This is a genomic window from Streptomyces pseudovenezuelae (genome assembly GCF_029892565.1).
Classification (GTDB): domain Bacteria; phylum Actinomycetota; class Actinomycetes; order Streptomycetales; family Streptomycetaceae; genus Streptomyces; species Streptomyces pseudovenezuelae_A.
Window position 1 is genome coordinate 98,408 of record NZ_JARXVH010000002.1, and the last position, 21,948, is coordinate 120,355.

Genomic DNA, 21,948 nt, shown 5'->3' on the forward strand with positions numbered 1-21,948 from the left:
GTCACCGCCCCCTGGCCCAACCGACCAGGCCGAGCGAGCGCCCGCCGAACCCCTGCCGCCGTCACCGAACCCCTGCCCTGGTTACCGGCCCCGGTCACCGCCCCCCCCCGCAGCCACCGCACCCCGCCGCGCCGGTCACCACTCGCACCGGCCACTCCAAGGAGTAGCGCCCCACCACCCCTAAGCCCCCCACCCCGCCTGCGTCCCCCCAACCCGCTCCTCCACGATCTTCTCCGCCCACCCGGACCGCCGATACGCACCCATCGGATCCGGATCCAGCCCCAACTCCTCCCGCACCTCACCCAGCAGTGGCCGCACATCCGTGTTGTACGCGTCCATCAACACGGCGTTGGCGCCCAGCACGTCACCCTCCCGCTGGGCCACGGCCAGCGCCTCCCGGTCCACAAGGAGCGCCTTCGCCGTCGCCTCCTGGACGTTCATCACGGAGCGGATGATCGCCGGGATCTTGGCCTCGATGTTGTGGCACTGGTCGAGCATGAAGGCGACGCCGGCGGTGAAGCCGCCGCCGCGGGAGACCTCGTAGAGGATGCGGAAGAGCTGGAAGGGATCGGCGGCGCCGACCATGAGGTCGTCGTCGGCGTAGAAGCGGGAGTTGAAGTCGAAGCCGCCGAGCTTCCGTTCGCGCAGCAGGGTGGCGACGATGAACTCGATGTTGGTGCCGGGGGCGTGGTGGCCGGTGTCGACAACGACCTGCGCCTTTTCGCCGAGCTTGAGGCAGTGGGCGTAGGCGGTGCCCCAGTCGGGGACGTCGGTGGTGTAGAAGGCGGGCTCGAAGAGCTTGTACTCCAGGAGCATCCGCTGGTCGTCGCCGAGGCGGTCGTACACCTCTGCCAGGCCCTCCGCGAGCCGGTCCTGGCGTTCGCGGATGTCGTCCTGTCCGGGGTAGTTGGTGCCGTCGGCGAACCACAGCTTCAGGTCCCTTGACCCGGTCGCGTCCATGATGTCGACGCACTCCAGCAGATGGTCGAGCGCCTTGCGCCGCACCGCCGGATCCGCGTGGCAGATGCTGCCGAGCTTGAAGGCGTCGTCCTGGAAGGTGTTGGAGTTGATCGTCCCCAGCTTCAGGCCGCGCTCCTCGGCGTACTTCGCCAGCGCCCCGTAGTCCTCGACCTTGTCCCACGGGATGTGCAGCGCGACGGTCGGGGCCACGCCGGTGAACTCGTGCACCTGCGCCGCGTCCGCGAGCTTCTCGTAGGGATCGCGCGGTACGCCCTGCTGCGCGAACACCTTGAAACGGGTCCCCGAGTTCCCGTACGCCCACGACGGCGTCTCGACTGCCTGGGTCTTCAGCGCGGCCTTCACCGCGGCGAGCTCGGTCACTTCAGGGCTCCTGTGACGTCGGTACAGAACAGCTTCTGTATGAATCGATTCAGGATCGGAAGCTAAGAGGCTCCCGAAGGGGTGTCAAGCGTTTTGGCAGACCCTGTTGCCCATGATCTGCCCGTGGCCTGACCGTGACCTTTGGCTCTCGAAGGACTGTCGAAACTTTTTCGAGGTGGACCCATTGACGTGACATGGCCCACGCGCCTAACGTCCCGGCAACCAAGTTGAAACCTTTCACGACGCTGTGAGGGCCCGCCCCGGGCGTCGTCGAGGAGCCCCTCATGACCCACCCGTCCGACACGGGACCGGCCCCGGTGCTGGCACTGGAGGACATCTCGAAGTCCTTCGGCGCCGTGCGTGCCCTGCGGGACGTGTCCCTGGAACTGTTCCCCGGCGAGGTGCACGCGCTCGCCGGAGAGAACGGCGCGGGCAAGTCGACCCTCATCAAGACGCTCGCCGGGGTGCACCGGCCGGACGCCGGCCGGGTGCTGCTCGACGGTGCGCCCGTCGTCTTCCACGGACCCGGCGACGCCCGGGACGCCGGCATCGCCGTGATCTACCAGGAGCCCACGCTCTTCCCCGACCTTTCGATCGCCGAGAACATCTTCATGGGCCGCCAGCCCCGGCGGGCGCTCGGCCGGATCGACCACAAGGCCACCCACACGGCGACCGCCGCCCTGATGAAGCGCCTCGGCGTCGACCTCGACCCCGAGCGCCCCGCCCGCGGCCTGTCCATCGCCGACCAGCAGATCGTCGAGATCGCCAAGGCCCTCTCCTTCGAGGCGCGGGTGCTGATCATGGACGAGCCGACGGCCGCGCTCACCGGCAGCGAGGTGGCCCGGCTCTTCGGGGTCGTGCGCACCCTGCGCGACCAGGGTTCCGCCGTGCTGTTCATCTCGCACCGGCTGGAGGAGATCTTCGAGATCTGCCGGCGGGTGACAACGTTGCGGGACGGGGCGTTGATCGCCAGCGAGCCGCTCGACGGCATGACCGAGGACGATCTCGTACGGCGCATGGTCGGCCGCGACCTCGACGAGCTGTACCCCAAGCAGGACGTCGAGCCCGGCGAAGTCGCCCTGAGCGTACGGCGGTTGACCCGGGAGGGCGTCTTCACCGACGTCTCCTTCGACGTGCGGCGCGGCGAGATCGTGTGTCTCGCCGGGCTCGTCGGCGCCGGTCGCACCGAGGTGGCGCGCGCCGTCTTCGGCATCGACCGGTGGGACGCCGGCACGGTGGAGGTGGACGGGAAGGGGCTGACCAACGGCGCCCCCTCCACGGCCATGGCCGCCGGGCTCGCCCTGGTCCCCGAGGACCGGCGCGCGCAGGGCCTGGTGATGGAGATGTCCATCGAGCGCAACATCGGCCTCACCGGACTGCGTACGACCGTCAAGGCCGGGCTGATGGACCGCGATGCCGAGCGCAGCCGGTCGCTGGACTGGGCCGTCAAGCTCCACGTCAAGTACGCCCGGATCGCCGACACCGTCTCCACGCTGTCCGGCGGCAACCAGCAGAAGGTCGTCCTCGCCAAGTGGCTCGCCACCGGCCCCAAGGTACTGATCGTCGACGAGCCGACCCGGGGCATCGACGTCGGCACCAAGGCCGAAGTGCACCGACTGCTCGGCGAGTTGGCCGCCGAGGGGGTGGCCGTCCTGATGATCTCCTCCGACCTGCCCGAGGTGCTCGGCATGGCCGACCGCGTGCTGGTGATGCACGAGGGCCGACTCGCCGCCGAGATCCCGCGCGCCGAGGCCACCGAGGAGACCGTGATGGCCGCCGCGACCGGGAGGGCCGCCGCATGACGACGACACCTCGCGGGCGGGCCCGCGGCACGGAGAACTGCCGTACGGCACCTGCCTGTTCGGCGCGGAACCGCCGCATGACGACTGCCGTATGGAGGGCCGCCGTATGACGGTGACCGCACCCAATCCCGCCCCCGCCGCCGAGGTGCCCAAGTCCAGTGGCACCCGGCTGGTCGACCGTGTCTTCAAGATGCGTGAACTCGCCATCCTGGCCGTCTTCCTGGTGATGATCGCCATCACCCAGATGGGCAACAGCGAGTTCCTTTCCGAGCAGGGCATCAAGGACCTGCTCCTGAACGCGACCATCCTGGTCCTGGTCGCCACCGGCCAGTCCCTGGTCGTCATCACCCGCAACGTCGACCTGTCCGTCGGCTCCACCCTCGGCATCACCGCCTTCGCCGCCGGCGACTATCTTCAGGGCGGCGGCAACGGACTCGTGGCCATCGTCCTGGCCGTGCTGCTCGGCATCGGCTGCGGACTGCTCAACGGGCTCCTCGTCAGCCTCGGCCAGGTCCCGGCGCTCGTCGTCACCCTGGGCACGCTCTACATCATCCGAGGCGTCGACTCCATCTGGGTCGGCTCCCGCCAGATCACCGCGGCCGATCTCCCGGGCGGCTTCGTGGACTTCGGCTCCGGCGGCATCTCGGCGGTGCCGTGGCTGGCGCTCATCGCGCTCGCGGTGCTGGTGGCGACCGCGTACTACCTCAAGCACTTCGGCAGCGGACGCGAGTTGTACGCGCTCGGCTCCAACCCGGAGGCCGCACGCCTGGCCGGCATCCCGGTGCGCAAGCGGATCCTGGCCGCGTACACCTTCTGCGGCGCACTCGCCGGACTCGCCGGCGCGATGTACCTGGCGCGGTTCGGCAACGTCGACTCCGGCACCGGCAACGGCTACGAACTCACCGTCGTCAGCGCGGTCGTGGTCGGCGGCGTCGTCTTCACCGGCGGGTCCGGCAGCGTCTACGGCGCGGCCCTCGGCGCCCTGCTGCTGACCTCCATCAACAGCGTGCTGCCGGCCCTCGGCGTCAGCTCCGTGTGGGTGCTCGCCATCAACGGCATCCTGCTGCTCCTCGCCATCGCGGTCGACCGGATCGTGGCGCTGCGGGTGGCCTCCGCCCTGAAGAAGAGGAACGCCCGCCATGCCTGACTCCCTGACGCGCGCGGTCCGTTGGGACACGGTCGTCGGCGCGCTCCTGGTCGTCCTGCTGCTGCTGTCGTTCGGTACGGTCGACGGCTTCGGCAACGCCCTCAACCTGTCCTTCCTGCTCGGCAACACCCTGCCGATCGCGCTGATCGCCCTGCCGATGACGCTCCTGGTGGTGGCCGGCGAGATCGACCTGTCCGTCGCCTCCACGGCCGGTCTGTCGGGCGCGGTGATGGGCAAGCTGTGGAACGACGGCATGGCGATCGAGACGATCATCCCGCTGTGTCTGCTCCTCGGCGTGGTGTGCGGGCTCGTCAACGGCCTGCTCGTCACCCGGCTCGGACTGCCCTCCCTCGCCGTCACCATCGGCACCCTCGCCGCCTACCGGGGCATCGCGCAGATCGTGCTCGGCTCGAACGCGGTCACCGACTTCCCCACCCAGTACCTGGACTTCGCGGCCGGACGCATCGGCAACAGCTTCGTCCCGCAGGCCTTCCTGCCCTTCCTCGTACTGCTCGCCATCGCCGTGGTCGTCCTGCACGCCACCCCGTTCGGGCGGTCGCTGTTCGCGATCGGCGCGAGTGAGGAAGCCGCGCGGTTCGCCGGGATCCGGGTCCGGTGGCACAAGCTGATCCTGTTCACGATGACCGGTCTGATGGCCTCGCTCACCGGCATCTTCTGGGCCCTGCACTACGCCAGCGCCCGCTACGACAACGCCACCGGCCTCGAACTCTCCGTCGTCGCGGCGGTGTTGCTCGGCGGCATCGACTTCGACGGCGGCAAGGGCACGTTGGGCGGCGCGATCGCGGGTGTCTTTCTGCTCGGTGCGCTGCAGAACGTCATGAGCCTCCTCAATGTCTCCGCGCAGTCGCAGATCGTCGTCACCGGCGTCCTGCTCGTCGTTTCCGTGCTCGGCCCGCGAGTCGCTCGACAGATCTCCGTGGCGAGGGCGGGCCGCAGAGCCGCCTCGGCCCCGACCTCGTAACCTCCGCTCACCCTTGTAAAGGACCTCCCTCATGCGCAAGTCATCCGTCCGCCGTTCCTGCGCGGCCCTCGCCGCCGCCACCTCCCTCGCGCTCGCCCTGACCGCCTGTGGCGGCACCACCAAGAACGACGTCAAGGACGACGGGGGCGCCGCCGCCACCGCCGGCAAGGCGGACCCGAACGCCGCCCTCAAGAAGGGCCTCACCGTCGGCTTCCTGCCCAAGTCGGTCAACAACCCCTACTTCACCTCCGCCGACAAGGGCGGCGAGAAGGCGCTCACCGAACTGGGCTCCAAGTACAAGGAGGTCGGCACGGCCAGCGCCACCGACACCTCCGGCCAGGTCTCCTACGTCAACACGCTCACCCAGCAGCAGGTGGACGCGATGGCCGTCTCCGCGCAGGACCCGGGCGCCCTGTGCACCGCGCTCAAGCAGGCCATGAAGAACGGCATCAAGGTCGTCACCTACGACTCCGACACCAAGCCCGACTGCCGCAGCGCCTTCGTCTCGCAGGCCAGCGCCGAGGACCTGGGCCGCACCGAGGTGCAGCTGCTCGCCGAACAGATCGGCTACAAGGGCGAGATCGCGATCCTGTCCGCCGCGCAGACCGCGACGAACCAGAACACCTGGATCGACTTCATGAAGGACGAACTCAAGGACCCCAAGTACAAGAACGTCAAACTGGTCAAGGTCGCGTACGGCAACGACGACGCCCAGCAGTCCTTCCAGCAGACCCAGGGTCTGCTCCAGGAGTACCCGAACCTGAAGGGGATCATCTCCCCGACCACCGTCGGCATCAAGGCCGCCGCCCAGTACCTGTCCGGCTCCAAGTACAAGGGCAAGGTCAAGCTGACCGGCCTCGGCACCCCGAACGACATGCGCAAGTACGTCAAGAACGGCACCGTCGAGGCCTTCGAGCTGTGGGACCCGGCCAAGCTCGGCGACCTCGCCGCCCGCACCGCCGTGGCGCTGGCCTCCGGCCAGATCACCGGCAAGGAGGGCGAGACCTTCAAGGCCGGCGACACCTCGTACACCATCGGCAAGGACGGCGTGATCAACCTCGGCAAGCCGACCGTCTTCAACGCCAAGAACATCGACCAGTTCAACTTCTGATGCAGCGCGTGTGCTTCCTGCTGAAGGTCAGGGCGGACCGCCTCGACGAGTACCGCGAGCGGCACGCAGCCGTGTGGCCCGAGATGCTCGACGCACTCTCGGCCACCGGCTGGCACAACTACTCGCTCTTCCTGCGCGAAGACGGCCTGCTGGTCGGCTACTTGGAGACCGAGGACCTCGCCGCCGCCCAGGCCGGTATGGAGGCCACCGACGTCAACGCCCGCTGGCAGGCCGAGATGGCGCCGTTCTTCGAGTCGCTGGACGGCGCCCGGCCCGACGAGGCGATGAAGCCCCTCACGGAGGTGTTCCACCTCTCATGACCGCCGCCGGAAGCGGGCTGGCAGCACCCGCGCTCACCCTGCTGAACCGCACCCGACTGGACGCCGCCGCCCTGTACTTCGTCTCCTACGACGGACTGGTCAACAACAACTCGTTCCAGAAGAACGGGCTGTTCACGTACCGAGGCCACCAGTACGCGGCCTGGTACACGGCCACCCGCCACGCCGTCATCGCCAGACGCCCTCTGGGCGGCGCCAGTTGGTCCACCTTCGCCCTGTCCCACACCCTCAAGAGCGACGACTCCCACAACGTCATCTCGATGGGCGTCTCCAAGCTCGACGGCCGCCTCCACCTCAACCTCGACTCCCACAGCGACGGCTTCTTCTACGTCAAGTCGATCGCGGGCCTCCTCGACAACCCGACCTCCACCGCCTGGACTTCAGCCGTCCTCGGCCCCGTACAGACCTCGCTCGACGGACTCGCGCTCACCTCGCAGTTCACGTACCCGCAGTTCATCGCCACCCCCGAGGGCAGGCTCCAGCTCAGCTACCGGGCCGGCGTCTCCGGCAACGGCCGCAACGCCCTTGCGGAGTACGACGGTTCGAGGTGGACGGCGCTGGGGGAGTGGACCAGTTCGACGGGCACGTACGCCAGCGCGCACGGCTCGTCCTTGGCCCGCAACATGTACCTTCACGGCATCGACTACGACCTCAATGGCCGCCTGCACGCCTTTTTCACCTGGCGCGAGCAGTCCGCCTCCGTGATGTGCGACAGCGGCGGCATCACCAACCACGACACGGGTTACGTCCACTCGACCGACCGCGGCCGCACCTGGCGCAACGACGCGGGAGCCGTCGTAGGAAAGACAGGCAGCTCCGACACCGTGGCGGTCACGGGCGGCGGACTGGTCGTCGACTCCCTCGACCCCGACCACTCCCTGATGAACCAGGAGAGCCAGGCCACCGACTCGGCCGGCCTCCCGCACGCGATCATCAGCTACGTGCCCGGCCGTTTCGGGCAGTGCACCACCAACTACGTCGCCGACCGCACCGCGCACGGCCGCGCCTTCCACGTCCGCAAGAACTCCGCCGGCACCTGGCAGAAGACCGAGATCCCGGTCGCCCTCGCCTCCAGCCAGCGCACCAAGCTGGTCCTGGACCGGTACGACAACGCCTACGCGGTCTTCCCCCACGGTCGGATCGCCGGTGCCTCGAAGGCCTCCGGGTACACCGACTGGACGCCGCTGTACGACGGCGCCGACCTGAACGCCTTCGGCGAGGTCGTCATCGACGAGACGCGGGTGCGGGCGGACGACGTCCTGTCGTTCATGTACCAGGAGAAGTCGAGCGGTACGACGCCTTCGGCGCTCAACGTCATCGACTTCGCACTGCCCGCGTGACCGGGCCTGATGTGCGGTTTGATGACGGTAATGTGAAGGTCTTCTTTCCGCCCTCCCGCGTTCCCCTGGAGGTCCCTGCCTGATGGCCCAGTCGGTGGGTATCAAGGACGTCGCCCGCGCCGCCGGAGTCTCGGTCGGTACGGTCTCGAACGTCATCAACCGCCCGGACACGGTCGCGACCGAGACCCGGGCGCGCGTGCTGTCCGCGATCGACCGGCTCGGTTACGTCCGCAGCGAGTCCGCGCGTCAGCTGCGGGCGGGCCGCAGCCGCATCATGGGGCTGCTCGTCCTGGACATGGGCAACCCGTTCTTCGTCGACGTGGCACGCGGCGCCGAGCGCGCCGCCCGCGAGGCCGGACTCGGCGTGATGGTCTGCAACAGCGCCCAGAGCGCGAGCGAGGAGGCCGACTACCTGTCGCTCTTCGCCGAGCAGCGGGTGCGGGGCGTCCTGTTCACCCCCGCCGACGCGACCGGCCGCAACATCGAGACGTTCCGGCGGCACAACATCCCCTTCGTGCTGGTCGACCGCGTCGCCGAGGGCACCACCGAGTGCTCGGTCTCGGTGGACGACGTGGCGGGCGGCGCGCTGGCCGTACGTCATCTGGTCGACGCCGGACACCGCTCCATCGCCTACGTCAGCGGCCCGCCCGGCCTCAACCAGGTCCGCGACCGCCGCACCGGCGCCCTGCACGCGCTCGCCGAGGCGGGCCTGGGCCCCGAGTGCCTGCGCGAGCTGCCCACCGAACGCCTCGACGTGGCCGCGGGACGGGACGCAGGGGCACGGCTGCTCGGCCTCGCCGACCGCCCCACCGCCGTCTTCTGCGCCAACGACCTGCTCGCCCTCGGCGTCCTGCAGGCCATGTACGCGGCCGGCATCGGAGTCCCCGACGACCTCGCGATCGTCGGCTACGACGACATCGAGTTCGCCGCCGCCGCGGCCGTCCCGCTCACCTCGGTCCGCCAGCCCGCCGTCACCCTGGGCGCCCTCGCCGCCGAGCTCCTCCTGGAGGAGACGGAGGCGGAGAACGGCACGGTGCACCACGAACACCGGCGGGTCGTCCTCCAGCCCGAACTGGTCGTGCGCAGGTCCAGTCTGTCCAGCCGCTGATCGCGCGTTCAGTACGATTTCATGATCCCGGGGGGTGGCGGCCGCAGGATCATGTGCTGAACTGGGACGCGGTCCGTAACCCGTACGTCCCAGGAGCCCCGTTGACCGCCACGTACCGCCAGCCCGGCGTCGTCCTCACCGACCGCCGCTTCACCGTGCCCCTCGACCACGACGACCCGGCGGGGGAGACGATCGAGCTCTACGCCCGTGAGGTCGTCGGCAGCGACAAGGCGCACCAGAACCTGCCGTGGCTGGTCTACCTCCAGGGCGGCCCAGGCTTCGGGGCGAACCGTTTCGTCGGCAGGCAGGCCTGGCTCGACCGGGCCCTCACGGAGTTCCGGGTCCTGCTCCTGGACCAGCGCGGCACCGGCCACTCCACGCCCGCCACCCGCCAGACCCTCCCGCTGCGCGGCGGCCCCGCCGAGCAGGCCGACTACCTCACGCACTTCCGCGCCGACTCGATCGTCCGCGACTGCGAGGCGATCCGCGGCGAGGTCACCGGCGGCGCGCCCTGGACCGTCCTCGGCCAGAGCTTCGGCGGTTTCTGCGCGGTGCACTACCTCTCCAGCGCCCCCGAGGGCCTGACCGCGGTCGTGATCGCCGGCGGCCTGCCCTCGCTGGACGCGCACGCCGACGACGTCTACCGGGCGGCCTACCCGCGCATCGAGCGCAAAGTCGCCGCGCACTACGCGCGTTACCCGCAGGACGTCGACCGCGCCCGCCGCATCGCCGACCACCTCCTCGCGCACGACGTGACGCTGCCGAACGGCTACCGCTTCACCGCCGAGGCCTTCCAGTCGCTCGGCATCGTCCTCGGCGGCAGCGAGGGCAGCCACCGACTGCACTACCTCCTGGAGAACGCCTTCGTCCGCACCCCGCAGGGCACGGCCCTCTCGGACGCCTTCCAGGACGAGGTCCAGGGCCAGCTCTCGTACGCCGGACACCCCCTGTACGCCCTCGTCCACGAGTCGGTCTACGGCCAGGACGAGCGCCCCACCGCCTGGTCGGCCGAGCGTGTCCGCGGGGAGTACCCGCAGTTCGACGCGGCCAAGGCACTCGCAGGCGACGGCCCGCTGCTGTTCACCGGAGAAACGATCCATCCCTGGATGTTCGACAGCGACCCCGCCCTGCGCCCGCTCCGCGAGACCGCCGAACTCCTCGCCGCCCGCACCGACTGGAAGCCCCTCTACGACCCCGCCCGCCTCGCCGCCAACGAGGTTCCGGTCGCCGCGGCCGTCTACCACGACGACATGTACGTCGACGCGACCCACTCCCTGGAGACCGCCCGCTCGATCCGCGGCCTGCGCACCTGGGTCACCGACGAGTTCGAACACGACGGCGTCCGGGCGGGCGGGACGCGGGTACTGGACCGGTTGCTCGCCCTGACTCGCGACGAGGTGTGACGGTCACAGGGACGACATGCCCGACCATCGAACCGGACATAAGGTTCGTTTTGTCGGCCTGTCGGTCCCTGTCGCGCGAGAGGACACCACTCGATGAGTACGAGGTCAGCCCACCCGGCACGCCGAGCGGGACGTCCCCGGTCACGGGCGGTCGCCCTGGCCGTGGCCGCCGCCGTGTCGAGCGTCGCCCTGGTGTCCTGCGGCAGCGACGGCGACGACAACTCGTCCTCCGCCTCCACGGAGCGGCCGACGGCACCCGACACGGCGTCCTTCTCGGGCAACACACCCTCCGCCCTGGAGTCGAAGGCCGCGTCGGCCGTCGCGTCGGCCCGCGCTTCCGCCTCGGCCCGGGCGGCGTCCGCCTCGGCCGCCGCGTCCTCCTTCGAGGCCTCCGTCTCGGCCGCTGTCGAGCGCGCCAACAAGGCGGCCCAGAACGAGCTCAAGGACGTGAAGGGGCAGGGCAACGCGCTGTCCGACGTCGCCATGACCGGCAAAGCGCGCGCCAACACCGACGGCCTGCTCGCTGTCATCGTCTCCATCACCAACAGGACCGACCACAAGGCCTCGTACGCGGTCCAGGTCGACTTCCTCGACTCCGCCGGCAAGACGGTCGAGACCCGCTACGTCGGTGCGGAGGACCTCGCCCCGGGGGAGCGGGCCCAGCCCCTCGCCATCAGCCGCAAGCCGCCCGAGCCGGTGCTGACGCCGAAGCTGGTCAAGGCGCAGCGGTACTGAGACCGGGGGCTTGGGACGGGGCCGGACGCTGTTCCGCGGCGCGCGCGCCGTGATTGGATGATCACATCGTCCGTACGATCCAGACCGCGACGGGGGCGGAATGAACGAGACGGAACTGCTGGCCGACCGCTTCGAGGAGCACCGCGGTCGGCTGCGGGCGGTCGCCTACCGCATGCTCGGCTCTACGGCCGAGGCGGAGGACGCCGTCCAGGAGACGTGGGTGAAGCTGAGCCGCACCGAGGCGGACGACATCCGCAACCTCGGCGGATGGCTGACCACGGTGGTCGGCCGGGTCTGCCTCGACCTGCTGCGCTCGCGGAACCTGCGGCGCGAGGAGCCGATCGACGACACGTTCGTCCCGGACCCGGTGATCAGGCCGCTGTCGCAGATCACCGACCCGGAGCAGGAGGTGCTCCAGGCGGACTCGGTGGGGCTGGCCCTCCTGGTGGTCCTGGAGACCCTGGAGCCGGCCGAGCGGCTGGCGTTCGTACTGCACGACATGTTCGCCGTGCCGTTCGACGACATCGCGCCGATCGTGGAACGGAGTTCGGCTGCCACCCGGCAGCTCGCCAGCCGGGCCCGGCGCCGGGTGCGGGGCGCCACGCCGTCGGCGGAACCCGACCTCGGCCGGCAGCGACAGGTCGTCGACGCCTTCATGGCGGCGGCCCGTGCCGGTGACTTCGAGGCGCTGGTCGCGGTTCTCGACCCGGACATCGTGCTGCGCGTCGACTCCGGCGCCCTGGTGGGCGGCGCGGCCGCCTCCAAGCTGGTGCGCGGCGCGAAGAGCGTGGCCGAACAGGCGATGACGTTCCGGCAGTTCGCACCGCAGGCCAAGGTGGTGCTGGTCAACGGCTCGGTCGGGCTGGTCAACGTCGTCGAGGGTCAGGCGCAAGCCGTCATGGGCGTCACCGTCGTCGACGGCAGGATCGTCGCGATGCACATCCTGGCCGACCCGGACCGCCTCGCCGACCTCGACCTCAGCGCGCTGGACTGAGCGTTGGACGGCGCCGCACCGCGTCGTGGAGCGCGTCCAACAGATCCAGCGGCCGGCGATCGGGGAATTCCGCACGCACCAGATTCATCGCGTACGAGAATCCGACGCGCTCACCCGGCCAGGCACCGTGCCGGGAGCCGCCGAAGCCCGCGTGCCCGAAGGTGTCCCGCGGAGGCCCGAACAGGGCCGGTTCGGTGCGGAGTTCGTAGCCCGCGCCGTACGCCATCGGGCTGCCCCACAGCGGTGAGGTGCCGCGCCGCAGCTCCCGGCGGCCGAGTTCGACGGTCGCCTCCTTGAGCACGCGGACGCCGTCCAGTTCACCGCCCCTCGCCAGGCAGGCGTAGAAGCGGGCTATCGAACGGGCCGTCACATGCGCGCCGACGGCCGGGAGTTGGGCCCGGCGGAAGGCGGCACTGTTCCAGAGGTCCGGTGCGTCGGGGGTGGTGAGGGGGTTGCGGACCAGGACGCGCAGCGGGTCGTCGTCATCGTCCTGCGGCAGCAGAACACCCGGGCCCGCGAGCGATGTTGCGGCACGGCCGTGCTCCTCGTCCGGCAGGCCGAGCCACACATCCAGACCGAGCGGCCCGGCGAACTTCTCGGCGAAGAAGGCCCCCACCGTCCGCCCGTCGACCCGGCGCACCAGCTCGCCCGTCAACCAGCCCCACGTCAGCGCGTGATAGACGAACCCGGCCCGCGGATCGTCCGACGGCGTCTGCGCGGCCAGCAGCCTCGCCATGTGCTCGGGATCCAGCAACTCCGCGGTACTGAAGGGCTGTTGCACACCCGGCAGCCGGGCCTGGTGGGAGAGGATCTCGCCGACCGTGATCCGGTCCTTGCCGGCGGCGGCGAACTCCGGCCAGTAGCGGGCGGCAGCCGATTCCAGGTCCAGCAGCCCACGCTCGACCAGCAGCAGGACGCAGGCGGCCGTCAGCCCCTTGGCGCCCGAGAACACGAGCTGGAGCGTGTCGGCACGCCAGGGGCGGCCCGTCGCCGGATCGGCGGTGCCGCCCCAGAGGTCGACGACGAGTTCGCCGTCCCGGTAGGCGGCGAAGGCGGCGCCCGCCTCGCCGCACCGCTCGAAGTTCCCGGCGAAGGCCTCGGTCACGGACTCGAATCCGGGTGCCGTCCATCCCTCGACGCCGCCAGGCGCGGTGAAGGCTTCGGTCGTCATCGCGTCACGCCCCCTCGGCCGCGAGCAGGGTGAGAGCCGCCCGCTTGGCGTCCTGCGCCGCCAGCCCGTCCGGGTCGTGATGATCCGCGACGACCGTGGCGCCCTCCAACAGGATCAGCAACTGCCGTCCCAGGCGCTCCGGTTCGGGTACTCCGGTGCGCTCGGCGATGCCCGTCAGGAGGTCCCGGTAGCGGCCCAGGTGGCGGTCGGCGACCGGGCCGGCGGGTGGCGCGTGGTGCTGGGTCGCGGCGTTGACGATCGCACAGCCGCGGAAGCCGGGTTGCCGGTACCAGTCGCCCAACGCGTCGAAGAGTGCCGCCAGTTGAGCGCGCGGATCGGCCCCCGCCTCCTCGACCGTTGCCGTGAGCCACTGCACGACCCGGTCGCTGCGCGCCGTGAGGACCGCCTCCACGAGGCCGTCCTTGGAGCCGAAGTGCCGGTAGAGAGTCTCCTTGGAGGCGCCCACCGCGCGGCACAGCTCGGCCACGCCGACGCCGTCGAGGCCGCGCTCGTAGAAGATCGCGGTCGCCGAGGCGAGGAGCGCCGCGCGGGTGCGCTCCGGATCGAGGGTCGTGCCTTTCGGTACGGGCATGCGGTAGATGGTACCGATCGGTTCGATGGTGGTCCAGGGAATGGGCGTACCTCGATAAACTGGGCGTCGTGCCAGATCAGACAGTGGAACCGACCGAACTGCGCGCCGACTGCGGGCGGTGCTTCGGGCTGTGCTGTGTCGCGCTCCCCTTCACCGCCTCCACGGACTTCGCGATCGACAAGGAGGCCGGCAGCCCGTGCCCGAACCTGCGGGAGGACCACCGGTGCGGCATCCACGCCCGGCTGCGGCAGGAGGGGTTCAACGGCTGCACGGTCTACGACTGTTTCGGCGCCGGGCAGAAGGTCTCCCAGGTCACCTTCGGCGGGCGGGACTGGCGTGAAGGTTCGCGGGAGGACGCCCGGCGCATGTTCGACGTCTTTCCGGTCGTCCGGCAGCTGCACGAACTGCTCTGGTACCTCACCGAGGCGCAGACCCTCCCCGCCGCGCGCCCGATCCACGCCGATCTGCGGCTGCTGCTGGCGCGGACCGAGGAGCACACCCGCCGTACGCCGGAGGAGCTCGCCGCACTGGACGTGGGCGCGCACCGGCAGGAGGTCAACGTCCTCCTGCTGAAGACCAGCCAGCTGGTGCGGGCGGGCATCCGCGGCCGAAAGAAGGAGCGGCGGGGCGCGGACCTGATGGGCGCCCGGCTCAAGGGCACCGATCTGCGCGGCGCGAACCTTCGCGGCGCCTACCTCATCGCCGCCGACCTGACCGGTGCCGATCTGCGCCAGGCGGACATGATCGGTGCCGACCTGCGCGACGCCGACCTCACCGACGCGGACCTGACCGGCGCCTTCTTCCTCACCCAGCCCCAGGTCAACGCGGCCCGGGGGAGCGCGGGCACCCGGCTGCCGGACTCAGTCACCCGTCCCGTGCACTGGGCAACGTAGGTCCTGCGACGGGGAGTTGTCCGGGGTCGGTGCGGCCGACGCGCTCGCCGTCCGTCGCTCCAGGCGCAGCCGCAGCCCGTCCGGCATCAGCGTCAGACGCTCGGTCACGCGCAGCCGGTATTCCGGGTCGGGCCGCAGCTCGTAGCGGCGCAGCAGCAGGCCGAGGACCAGCGTGGCCTCGTGCAGCGCGAACTGCCGCCCGATGCACGCCCGCGCGCCCGTCCCGAACGGTTTGAAGGTGTGCGGCGCCCGGGAGCGTACGGACTTCGGATCGAAGCGGTCGGGGTCGAAACGCTCGGCGTCCGCGCCCCACACCTCCGGATCGCGGTGCAGCATCGCCGTGAGGACCAGCGCCCACGCGCCGCGCCGCATCGGATGGCCGCCCGCCAGCACCGTGTCCTCGCGGGCCTCCCGGGCGTAGGCCGGCGCCGTCGGCCACAGCCGCAACGCCTCGTCCAACACCCGCCGCACATAACGCAACTTGGCCACCTGGTCGTACCCCGGCACCTCGGCATCGCCCCAGACACCGTCCACCTCGGCCCGTGCCCGGGCCGCCACCTCGGGGTGCAGGGAGAGATAGTGCAGGGCGAAGGAGAGCGCGCCCGAGGTCGTCTCGTGCCCGGCCACCAGGAACGTGATGACCTGCCGGCGGACGTTTTCCGCGGACAGCCGCTCGCCGGTCTCCGAATGGGCCGTCTCCAGCATCCGGTCGAGCAGGTCACCGCCACCGTCGGCGCTCGACGCACGCCGGGCCCGGACCAACTCGTCGACCGTGCGGTTGAGATACGAGATGTCGGCCGCGTTGCGCCGCGAGGCGCCCCGCAGCAGGTACGGAGCCAGCGGCGAGGGCACGGTGTTGAGCCGTTGCGCGTAGGTGAGCGTGCCCACCATCGCGGAGACGAAGGGGTGCGGTCGAGAGCGCTCGAAGGACCCGAAGTCGTGCCCGAACCCGGTGCGCGCGATGGTCTCCAGCGTCAGCTTCGTCATGTCGCCGGGCACGTCCACCGCCCGCCCCGCCGTCCGCTCGCGGTCCCAGTGGTCGGTGAGCCGCCCGGCCACCGCCAGCATCATCGGGTGGTAGGCCTCCATGGCCTCCCGGCTGAAACCCGGCGCCAGGACGTCGTGCGCCAACTGCCAGTTCGGCTCGTGGTTGTACGCCGTGAACAGCCCGTCGCCGGCCACCGGCCGCAGATTGGCGACCCCCAGACCGACATGCTTGGCGAAGCGTGACTCGTCCGCCATGTCGGCCGCGGGCTCCGCGCCCCACACGAACACGAACTCCTTGCCGAACGCCTTGCGCCGGAACACCGGGCCCAACTGGGCGCCGTAGCGCAGGGTGTCCTGCAGCGGAGTGCGCCGACTGGCGCCGATCACGTCGCCGAGGAAGGGGACCCGGTGCGGGGGATGCGGGATGCGCTGCAGCTCCGGCCAGCCCTGTTCGGCGCTGCGGAAACCCCTCGGGAGTCCGTTCCCGCCCGTCGGCCTCGTCTCCGTGTCCGTCTCCGCCATGACGTGATCTCCCTTGATCCAGCGGCAGGTTGAGCATGTTGTACGTGGGTTCAATAGCGTGATTCAGTTTGATCCCCTTGTTGAACTCGCGTCAAGTAAAGTGCGGGGATGGCTGCGAACCAGGGCGAGCGCACGCGCCGCCGGCTCAGCACCGAGGCGCGCCGGGAGCAGCTGCTGTCGGTCGGTGCGCGGCTGTTCTCGGAGAGTCCGTACGACGAGGTGTGGATCGAGCAGGTCGCCGAGATCGCCGGGGTGTCGCGCGGGCTGCTGTACCACTACTTCCCGACGAAACGGGACTTCTTCGCGGCGGTCGTCGAGCGCGAGAGCGAGCGCATGCTGCACATGACGGCGGCCGTCCCCGGGGCCCCGGTGCGCGAGCAGCTCACCGCCGGGCTCGACACGTATCTGACGTACGTGGAGGCGCACGCCCACGGCTTCCGTGCTTTCCACCGTGCCGACGCGGCAGGTGACCAGGCCGTGCGGCGCGTCTACCAGCGGGCGTTGGGAGTTCAGGAGCGTCAGATCCTGCTGGCGCTCGCCGCGGATCCGGAGTTCGGTCCGCTCTTCGAGGAGCGCCCTGACGTCCGTCTCGCGGTCCGTGGCTGGCTGGCCTTCACGACCGCCGTGTGCCTGGAGTGGCTGCGTGGCGGGGAGTTGACGCGGGAGCAGGTGCGGGACCTGTGTGCCCGGGCCTTGCTGGGAGTCATCGCCTGAAAGGAATCGCCTGAAAGGAATCGCCCTGGGGGACGCGCCGAGTGCGCCCCCATGGTTGGCGTGTGCCTGGATCTTCGGTAAGTTAGGCAAGGCTTACCTAAGGAGGTTCGGAATGGGTGACAGCCAGGCCTGGACGGCCGCGCCCCCCGCCGCGGAACGCGCCCGCTCGGTGCTCGCTGCCGCGTGGTCCTGCGCGGTGACCGGAGAGGGCGGCCGTGAGGAGTTCGTCGGCGCGCACACCGTGACCGACAACGGCCGGGTGCTGGTGCAGGTGCCCGAGGACAGCGCGCTCAACGCCGCGGCGATCTGCGCACCCCGCGGAGAGCCGTCCGCCGTCCTGGAGTTCGCCGACGTCGCGCCCGTCCCGGTCCGCAACCGTATCCGGGCCAGGCTCTGGCTCGCCGGGTACTTCGTCCCCGAGGACGGCCAACTCGCCTTCCAGGCAACGCGCGTGGTGCTGCGCCCGCCGTCCGGCGCGGTCGTCGTCGCCCTCGACGAGTTCGCCGCCGCCGCGCCCGACCCGCTCGCCACCGCCGAGGCCCGGCTCCTGACGCACCTCGCCGACTGCCACGCCGACGCCGTCGAGCGGCTCACCCGGCTCGTCGACCACGACAGCCTGCACGGCGCGGTCCGCGTCCAGCCCCTCGCGGTGGACCGGCAGGGACTGACGCTGCGCATCGAGCGCAACCGCACCCATGGCGACGTACGACTGCCGTTCCACAAGCCCGCCGACGACGTCGGGCAGCTCACCGAGCGCATGCACGTGCTGCTCACGCAGGCCAGCAGCGCGTCCTGCCAGCGCCCGCTACAGCGGCAGCGCACAGACGGCGACGGGTGAGGCGAACGGCTCGCCCGTGAGCCGGAGTTCACCGCTGTCCTCGGCCACCTGGAAGACGCTGACGGTGCCGGACTTCTGGTTCGCGGTGAACAGCAGCGTCCCGTCGGGGGAGAAGGCGATCTGCCGCGGGAAGTCGCCGGACACCGGGACCGTGTCGAGCAGCCTCAGCCGCGCGCCGTCGGCCTCCACGGCGTAGCGCGCCAGGCTGTTGTGGCCGCGGTTGGCCAGGTAGGCGTAGGCGCCGTTCGGCGTGACCAGGATCTGGGCCGGGTAGTTGGTGCCCGAACCCGAGCCGGTGGACTGCGGTTCACCGATCGTCAGGCGGCCGGTCGACGGGGTGTAGGCACAGACCGCGATCGTGTCGTCGACCTCGTTCGCCAAGTAGGCGTACCGCCCGCCGGGGTGGAAGGCCAGATGGCGCGGACCGGCGCCCGGGCGGGTCTGCGCGCGGGACGTCTCGGTGAGGCGGCCGGCGCCCTCGTCCAGTCGGTAGGTGTAGACGGTGTCGGTGCCCAGGTCGACGGCGAGCACATGTCCGCCGTCCGGGCTGGTGGCGAACTGGTGGGCGTGCGGGCCCTGTTGGCCCGGTCCGGGCGCTGGGCTGGAGTGCGTGACCAGGTCGGTGCGCTCGCCGAGCGCGCCCGAGGCGTCGATCGGGTGCACGGCCACGCTGCCGGAGGTGTAGTTCGCGCTCAGTAGCCATTTGCCGCTCGGGTGCACGGAGAGGTGGCAGGGGCCCGCCCCGCCGGTGCTGCGGCTGCCCAGGACCTTGCGGTCGGCGAGGCGCACGGCGGTCACGGCGCCGTCCTCGCGCTCGTTCACCGCGTAGAGGGTGCTGCCGTCGGGGTGCACCGCGAGATACGACGGGTCGCCGACGCCGGTGATCGTGCCCGTGCCGGTGATCTTTCCGGTCGCGGAGTCGTAGGTGGCGAGGCCGATGCCCTTGCCGCCTCCGTCGACTGAGGTGTAGGTGCCGAGGTAGAGAGGTCGGGGGCCCACGGGTTCCCGCGTGGGCCGCTGACCGGTGGCGGGGTGCTCCTTCGGGGCCACCGCCTGGTCGGGAGCCGTCGTGGAGGACGTAGGCGTGGATCTGGGCGGGGCCGGCGCGGGCAGCGCCGTCACGGCGGCCGTGCCCGCGAGCGCGCTCATGAAGCGGCGCCTGTTCCAGCCGCTGCCCGTCGCTCCTGTCCCACTGCTCATGTCCGCACCTCAGGTGATCGGTCGCCCCGGTCGTGACAGCCACCTTGACGTGGACCACCCGGCGGACGCAAGAACGGCACCGGGCGTTGCGCGGAGTGCAACGCCCGGCCGTGCCTTGCGAAACGCCGTGCCTTGCGGAAGAGCCGTGTCCTGTGAAACGCCGTGCCCTACCAGTCGCCGTCCTCGACCGGCTTGCCCGATGCGTCACCCAGTGGCTTGACCTGGTGCGGGGTGGGCGGCGCCCAGGGCTCGTGGTCGTCGCCGAGCCACTCGCCGACCGGCTGTACGCCCTCCAGGGTGTCCGTGGGGGCGAGATCGTGCGCGTCCTGGTCGTAGTAGTCGTACCAAGGCAGCCCCGCGCGCGTGTACGCCGCCCGGTCCACCGGTGACGGCGGGGGCGCCTCGCCGGTGATGCGGCGCCACTCCGGCGGCGTCACCAGATGGACGAAGACGCGCCCGGCGGGCTCCTCGGTCCAGTCCGTGAGCGGCCGGTCGTCCGTGTAGACCTCCTGCCGCATCGAGCCGCCGACGCCCAGGCCCATCGCCGCGGTGGCCTGCCGCCGTGCCGCCACCGGGACCGGCCCGCCACTCGGTGCGGGCGGGGCCGACATGGGCATCGCCGCGCCGTAACCCCCGGCCGCCATGGGCATCGCCGCGCCGTAGCCCCCGGCCGCCATGGGCATCGCCCGCGCCCGCTCCGCCCGGCGCCGCTCTTCCGCCCGCCACTCGGCCAGCTCCCGTTCCCTGAGCGGGAAGGACTGCAGCTGTACGCCGCCCCAGACCTCCTCGCCGGTGACCTGGCCCTCGACGGTCGCGCCCAGGCCCAGCGGCACCGCCACGAACTGGCGGACCGTGCCCTTGCCCGAGTTGATGCCGTCCAGCCAGGGCTGGCGGGGCAGCACCACGTAGTTCTGCGGCTTCCGGGCCAGCCGGTCGCTCCACGGCTTCCCGGAGACCGCGCACACCTTGCCCACCCCGACCTGCAGGGCGGCCGGCTCCGTCGTCCCGCCGAAGCTCAGCCACATCGCCTCACGCAGATACACCGGCAGCATCACACCGCCGCGCGCACGCCACTCCTCGGGCACCGTGTCGGGGAAGTCGGCGACCCGTCGGACCGGGAACTCGCCGAGCCCCGGCGGCAGCGGGTGAGTGCCCGTCTCGGGCAGCCGCAGGGTACGGATGAACCGCACAGCCACTCCGCCTGGCAGCCGCAGTGTGTTCCCGTCGATCCGCACGGTGCTGTCGGTCATCCGCCCGCCCCCTCGTAGCCGGTGCCGGAAACGTACGTCGCCCCCGGTGACTTCGTCACCTAGAACGACGGGGGGTGTCGCCACGGTTCCGGCGCAGGGCGTCCGGGACCCGCGGCAGGTCGGAATCGTGAAGGGCTTCCTGCAGCCGGGTCAGCCGCGGCATGCGCTCGCGCTGCTCCTGGGAGACGCGGTCCAGCTCCTCCAGGAGCCGGCGCGAGCGGTGCTCGGTGTCCAGCTCGTCGAGGGTGCGGTTGACCTCGGTCAGCACGGCCCCGTACAGCTGCCAGGTGCGGGCGTCGCGCTGGACCTCCTCCAGGAGCAGCAGGGCCAGCTTGTCTCGGGTGGCCGCGGCCTGGCGCAGCTCGGCGGCGAGCCGGGCCTCCGCCGACTCCGCGCTCATGCTGACGTCGGCGGTGACAAGGACGGCGAAGCTGACCACGGCGTCGGCGACCTCCGACAGCAGCCGCTCCACCACGCTCCCCGTCTCGGCCGGGAACAGCGGCTCGGGGTCGCGCTCCTTCGCCAGGTCGGTGAAGGTGCGCGCCAGCACGCGCAGCACCACCGTGCAGATCTCCAGCGTGTCCAGCCCCGTCCGCAGCACCACCCGGTGCAGCAGCCCCTCACGCACGCGTGGATTGAGCCGCAGGCTGTCCTCGGCCTGCCGCAGCGCCGCGTCCACGTCGATGATGTCGTGGTCGAGCCGGCGCGCCTCGTGCAGCCGCTGGGTCGCGTGTTCCACCGGCGTACGCCCCGCGGCCTCCTCGCCCATCCGCAGCATCAGCCGCCGCACCCGCCGGGCCAGCCCCTCGATCGACTCGCCCGCCTCCTCCACCCACACCGGTGGTGCGAGGAGCAGATTGCAGCCGAGCCCTACGACCGCGCCGATCAGCGTCTCCACCACCCGCGCCCAAGCCGTGTCCCCGACGGTCGTCACCCCGAGCACCAGCATCGCGCTGATCGCCACCTCGGGCACGTACTCGTTGACCCGCACCAGCCGTCCCACGACCAGTGAGGCCAGGATCAGCAGCGCGAGACTCCACCAGGTCAGGCCCACCAGGAGGCTGAAGGCGATGGCCACCAGCACACCGGCCACCACGGCGTTCACACGCCGGATGCCATTGGTGAGCGTGGCGTACAGGGTGACCTGGACGACCAGCAGGGCCGTCAGGGGAGCGGTGAGCGGCGCCGGCTCGGGGCTCAGACGCAGGGCGACGACGTAGGCCACCGTCGCCGCGACCGCCGATCGCAGCGTCTGCACGACCACAGGGTCCCTACGTCGCTTCACGAAGCGCACGAGGGACGACCTCCACTCACGTACATCACGCATCCTCGGGCCCTTCCCCTTCTACCTTCGCATCGAACCCGTCACCGAGGCCGGACATCGAAGATCGTGAGCGGAGGAAAACCCCCGACGCGACCCCGTGGTTGTCCGCACCTCACGACGGAGGACTGCCGGATGGTCGACGCCGGGCCGTCCCGG

20 protein-coding genes are annotated in these 21,948 nt (G+C 71.0%); 13 read left to right on the top strand and 7 right to left on the bottom strand.

Translation table 11 applies throughout. From position 1 onward, the window contains the following. Nucleotides 1-180: 180 nt before the first annotated feature. Nucleotides 181-1,341, bottom strand: coding sequence for an L-rhamnose isomerase (gene rhaI / locus M2283_RS05195; protein ID WP_280874822.1), 1,161 nt, complete (start codon nt 1,339-1,341; stop codon nt 181-183). A gap of 284 nt (nt 1,342-1,625) precedes the next feature. Between rhaI and M2283_RS05200 the strand changes: the two genes are divergently transcribed. From M2283_RS05200 to sigJ, 10 genes are all read left to right on the top strand, one after another. After that, nucleotides 1,626-3,143, top strand: a complete 1,518-nt coding sequence (locus tag M2283_RS05200; protein ID WP_280874823.1) for a sugar ABC transporter ATP-binding protein — start codon at nt 1,626-1,628, stop codon at nt 3,141-3,143. 106 nt (nt 3,144-3,249) lie between these two features. Continuing rightward, complete coding sequence (locus M2283_RS05205) at nt 3,250-4,290, top strand: ABC transporter permease (protein ID WP_280874824.1); 1,041 nt, start codon at nt 3,250-3,252, stop codon at nt 4,288-4,290. Further along, a complete protein-coding gene (locus tag M2283_RS05210; protein ID WP_280874825.1) occupies nt 4,283-5,272 on the top strand; it encodes an ABC transporter permease in 990 nt (329 codons plus the stop codon). Before M2283_RS05205 ends, M2283_RS05210 begins: the two co-directional genes overlap by 8 nt. A gap of 31 nt (nt 5,273-5,303) precedes the next feature. Next, nucleotides 5,304-6,383 carry a rhamnose ABC transporter substrate-binding protein gene (gene rhaS, locus M2283_RS05215; protein ID WP_280874826.1) on the top strand — a complete coding sequence of 360 codons (1,080 nt, stop codon included), beginning with the start codon at nt 5,304-5,306 and terminating at the stop codon, nt 6,381-6,383. Next, nucleotides 6,383-6,703 (top strand): L-rhamnose mutarotase, encoded by a 321-nt coding sequence (locus M2283_RS05220; RefSeq protein ID WP_280874827.1) that lies wholly within the window; start codon nt 6,383-6,385, stop codon nt 6,701-6,703. Before rhaS ends, M2283_RS05220 begins: the two co-directional genes overlap by 1 nt. Further along, complete coding sequence (locus M2283_RS05225; protein WP_280874828.1) at nt 6,700-8,061, top strand: BNR repeat-containing protein; 1,362 nt, start codon at nt 6,700-6,702, stop codon at nt 8,059-8,061. The genes M2283_RS05220 and M2283_RS05225 overlap by 4 nt, the downstream gene beginning before the upstream one ends. Before the next feature lie 82 nt (nt 8,062-8,143). Beyond that, nucleotides 8,144-9,169: a LacI family DNA-binding transcriptional regulator gene (locus M2283_RS05230; protein WP_280874829.1), complete on the top strand. Its 1,026-nt coding sequence runs from the start codon at nt 8,144-8,146 to the stop codon at nt 9,167-9,169. Between the two features lie 101 nt (nt 9,170-9,270). Next, nucleotides 9,271-10,572 (top strand): alpha/beta fold hydrolase, encoded by a 1,302-nt coding sequence (locus M2283_RS05235; protein ID WP_280874830.1) that lies wholly within the window; start codon nt 9,271-9,273, stop codon nt 10,570-10,572. A gap of 93 nt (nt 10,573-10,665) precedes the next feature. Next, complete coding sequence (locus M2283_RS05240; RefSeq protein WP_280874831.1) at nt 10,666-11,307, top strand: FxLYD domain-containing protein; 642 nt, start codon at nt 10,666-10,668, stop codon at nt 11,305-11,307. Nucleotides 11,308-11,407: 100 nt separating this feature from the next. Further along, nucleotides 11,408-12,301 carry an RNA polymerase sigma factor SigJ gene (sigJ, locus tag M2283_RS05245; protein ID WP_280874832.1) on the top strand — a complete coding sequence of 298 codons (894 nt, stop codon included), beginning with the start codon at nt 11,408-11,410 and terminating at the stop codon, nt 12,299-12,301. On the opposite strand, the gene M2283_RS05250 is transcribed toward sigJ, so the two are convergent. Further along, the gene (locus M2283_RS05250) at nt 12,285-13,472 is read right to left on the bottom strand and encodes a serine hydrolase domain-containing protein (RefSeq protein ID WP_280874833.1); all 1,188 of its coding nucleotides are present in this window, start codon (nt 13,470-13,472) and stop codon (nt 12,285-12,287) included. The genes sigJ and M2283_RS05250 overlap by 17 nt on opposite strands. A 4-nt stretch (nt 13,473-13,476) precedes the next feature. Continuing rightward, nucleotides 13,477-14,064: a TetR/AcrR family transcriptional regulator gene (locus M2283_RS05255; RefSeq protein WP_280874834.1), complete on the bottom strand. Its 588-nt coding sequence runs from the start codon at nt 14,062-14,064 to the stop codon at nt 13,477-13,479. Nucleotides 14,065-14,132: 68 nt separating this feature from the next. Here M2283_RS05255 and M2283_RS05260 point away from each other — a divergent pair, with 68 nt between their 5' ends. After that, nucleotides 14,133-14,957: a pentapeptide repeat-containing protein gene (locus M2283_RS05260; protein ID WP_280874835.1), complete on the top strand. Its 825-nt coding sequence runs from the start codon at nt 14,133-14,135 to the stop codon at nt 14,955-14,957. Here M2283_RS05260 and M2283_RS05265 read toward each other — a convergent pair. Continuing rightward, nucleotides 14,925-16,466: a cytochrome P450 gene (locus M2283_RS05265; RefSeq protein WP_280874836.1), complete on the bottom strand. Its 1,542-nt coding sequence runs from the start codon at nt 16,464-16,466 to the stop codon at nt 14,925-14,927. The genes M2283_RS05260 and M2283_RS05265 overlap by 33 nt on opposite strands. A 108-nt stretch (nt 16,467-16,574) precedes the next feature. On the opposite strand from M2283_RS05265, the gene M2283_RS05270 reads away from it, so the two are divergent. Then, nucleotides 16,575-17,180, top strand: coding sequence for a TetR/AcrR family transcriptional regulator (locus M2283_RS05270; RefSeq protein ID WP_280874837.1), 606 nt, complete (start codon nt 16,575-16,577; stop codon nt 17,178-17,180). A gap of 112 nt (nt 17,181-17,292) precedes the next feature. Further along, nucleotides 17,293-18,018, top strand: coding sequence for a DUF2470 domain-containing protein (locus M2283_RS05275; protein WP_280874838.1), 726 nt, complete (start codon nt 17,293-17,295; stop codon nt 18,016-18,018). Here M2283_RS05275 and M2283_RS05280 read toward each other — a convergent pair. From M2283_RS05280 to M2283_RS05290, 3 genes are all read right to left on the bottom strand, one after another. Continuing rightward, nucleotides 17,986-19,218: a lactonase family protein gene (locus tag M2283_RS05280; RefSeq protein ID WP_280874839.1), complete on the bottom strand. Its 1,233-nt coding sequence runs from the start codon at nt 19,216-19,218 to the stop codon at nt 17,986-17,988. The two genes, M2283_RS05275 and M2283_RS05280, sit on opposite strands and share 33 nt — an antisense overlap. A gap of 167 nt (nt 19,219-19,385) precedes the next feature. Beyond that, complete coding sequence (locus tag M2283_RS05285; protein ID WP_280874840.1) at nt 19,386-20,468, bottom strand: hypothetical protein; 1,083 nt, start codon at nt 20,466-20,468, stop codon at nt 19,386-19,388. A 55-nt stretch (nt 20,469-20,523) separates the two neighbouring features. Further along, nucleotides 20,524-21,795: an FUSC family protein gene (locus M2283_RS05290; RefSeq protein ID WP_280874841.1), complete on the bottom strand. Its 1,272-nt coding sequence runs from the start codon at nt 21,793-21,795 to the stop codon at nt 20,524-20,526. Between the last annotated feature and the right edge of the window lie 153 nt (nt 21,796-21,948).

Bases quoted from the DNA above. Each gene is read 5' to 3' on its own strand.
- M2283_RS05205 (WP_280874824.1), top strand. From the start codon at position 3,250: ATGACGGTGACCGCACCCAATCCCGCCCCCGCCGCCGAGGTGCCCAAG.
- M2283_RS05225 (WP_280874828.1), top strand. From the start codon at position 6,700: ATGACCGCCGCCGGAAGCGGGCTGGCAGCACCCGCGCTCACCCTGCTG.
- M2283_RS05200 (WP_280874823.1), top strand. From the start codon at position 1,626: ATGACCCACCCGTCCGACACGGGACCGGCCCCGGTGCTGGCACTGGAG.
- M2283_RS05265 (WP_280874836.1), bottom strand. From the start codon at position 16,466: ATGGCGGAGACGGACACGGAGACGAGGCCGACGGGCGGGAACGGACTC.
- M2283_RS05285 (WP_280874840.1), bottom strand. From the start codon at position 20,468: ATGACCGACAGCACCGTGCGGATCGACGGGAACACACTGCGGCTGCCA.
- M2283_RS05290 (WP_280874841.1), bottom strand. From the start codon at position 21,795: ATGCGTGATGTACGTGAGTGGAGGTCGTCCCTCGTGCGCTTCGTGAAG.
- M2283_RS05275 (WP_280874838.1), top strand. From the start codon at position 17,293: ATGGGTGACAGCCAGGCCTGGACGGCCGCGCCCCCCGCCGCGGAACGC.
- sigJ (WP_280874832.1), top strand. From the start codon at position 11,408: ATGAACGAGACGGAACTGCTGGCCGACCGCTTCGAGGAGCACCGCGGT.
- rhaS (WP_280874826.1), top strand. From the start codon at position 5,304: ATGCGCAAGTCATCCGTCCGCCGTTCCTGCGCGGCCCTCGCCGCCGCC.
- M2283_RS05250 (WP_280874833.1), bottom strand. From the start codon at position 13,472: ATGACGACCGAAGCCTTCACCGCGCCTGGCGGCGTCGAGGGATGGACG.
- M2283_RS05255 (WP_280874834.1), bottom strand. From the start codon at position 14,064: ATGCCCGTACCGAAAGGCACGACCCTCGATCCGGAGCGCACCCGCGCG.
- M2283_RS05240 (WP_280874831.1), top strand. From the start codon at position 10,666: ATGAGTACGAGGTCAGCCCACCCGGCACGCCGAGCGGGACGTCCCCGG.
- M2283_RS05210 (WP_280874825.1), top strand. From the start codon at position 4,283: ATGCCTGACTCCCTGACGCGCGCGGTCCGTTGGGACACGGTCGTCGGC.
- M2283_RS05280 (WP_280874839.1), bottom strand. From the start codon at position 19,218: ATGAGCAGTGGGACAGGAGCGACGGGCAGCGGCTGGAACAGGCGCCGC.
- M2283_RS05220 (WP_280874827.1), top strand. From the start codon at position 6,383: ATGCAGCGCGTGTGCTTCCTGCTGAAGGTCAGGGCGGACCGCCTCGAC.
- M2283_RS05230 (WP_280874829.1), top strand. From the start codon at position 8,144: ATGGCCCAGTCGGTGGGTATCAAGGACGTCGCCCGCGCCGCCGGAGTC.
- M2283_RS05270 (WP_280874837.1), top strand. From the start codon at position 16,575: ATGGCTGCGAACCAGGGCGAGCGCACGCGCCGCCGGCTCAGCACCGAG.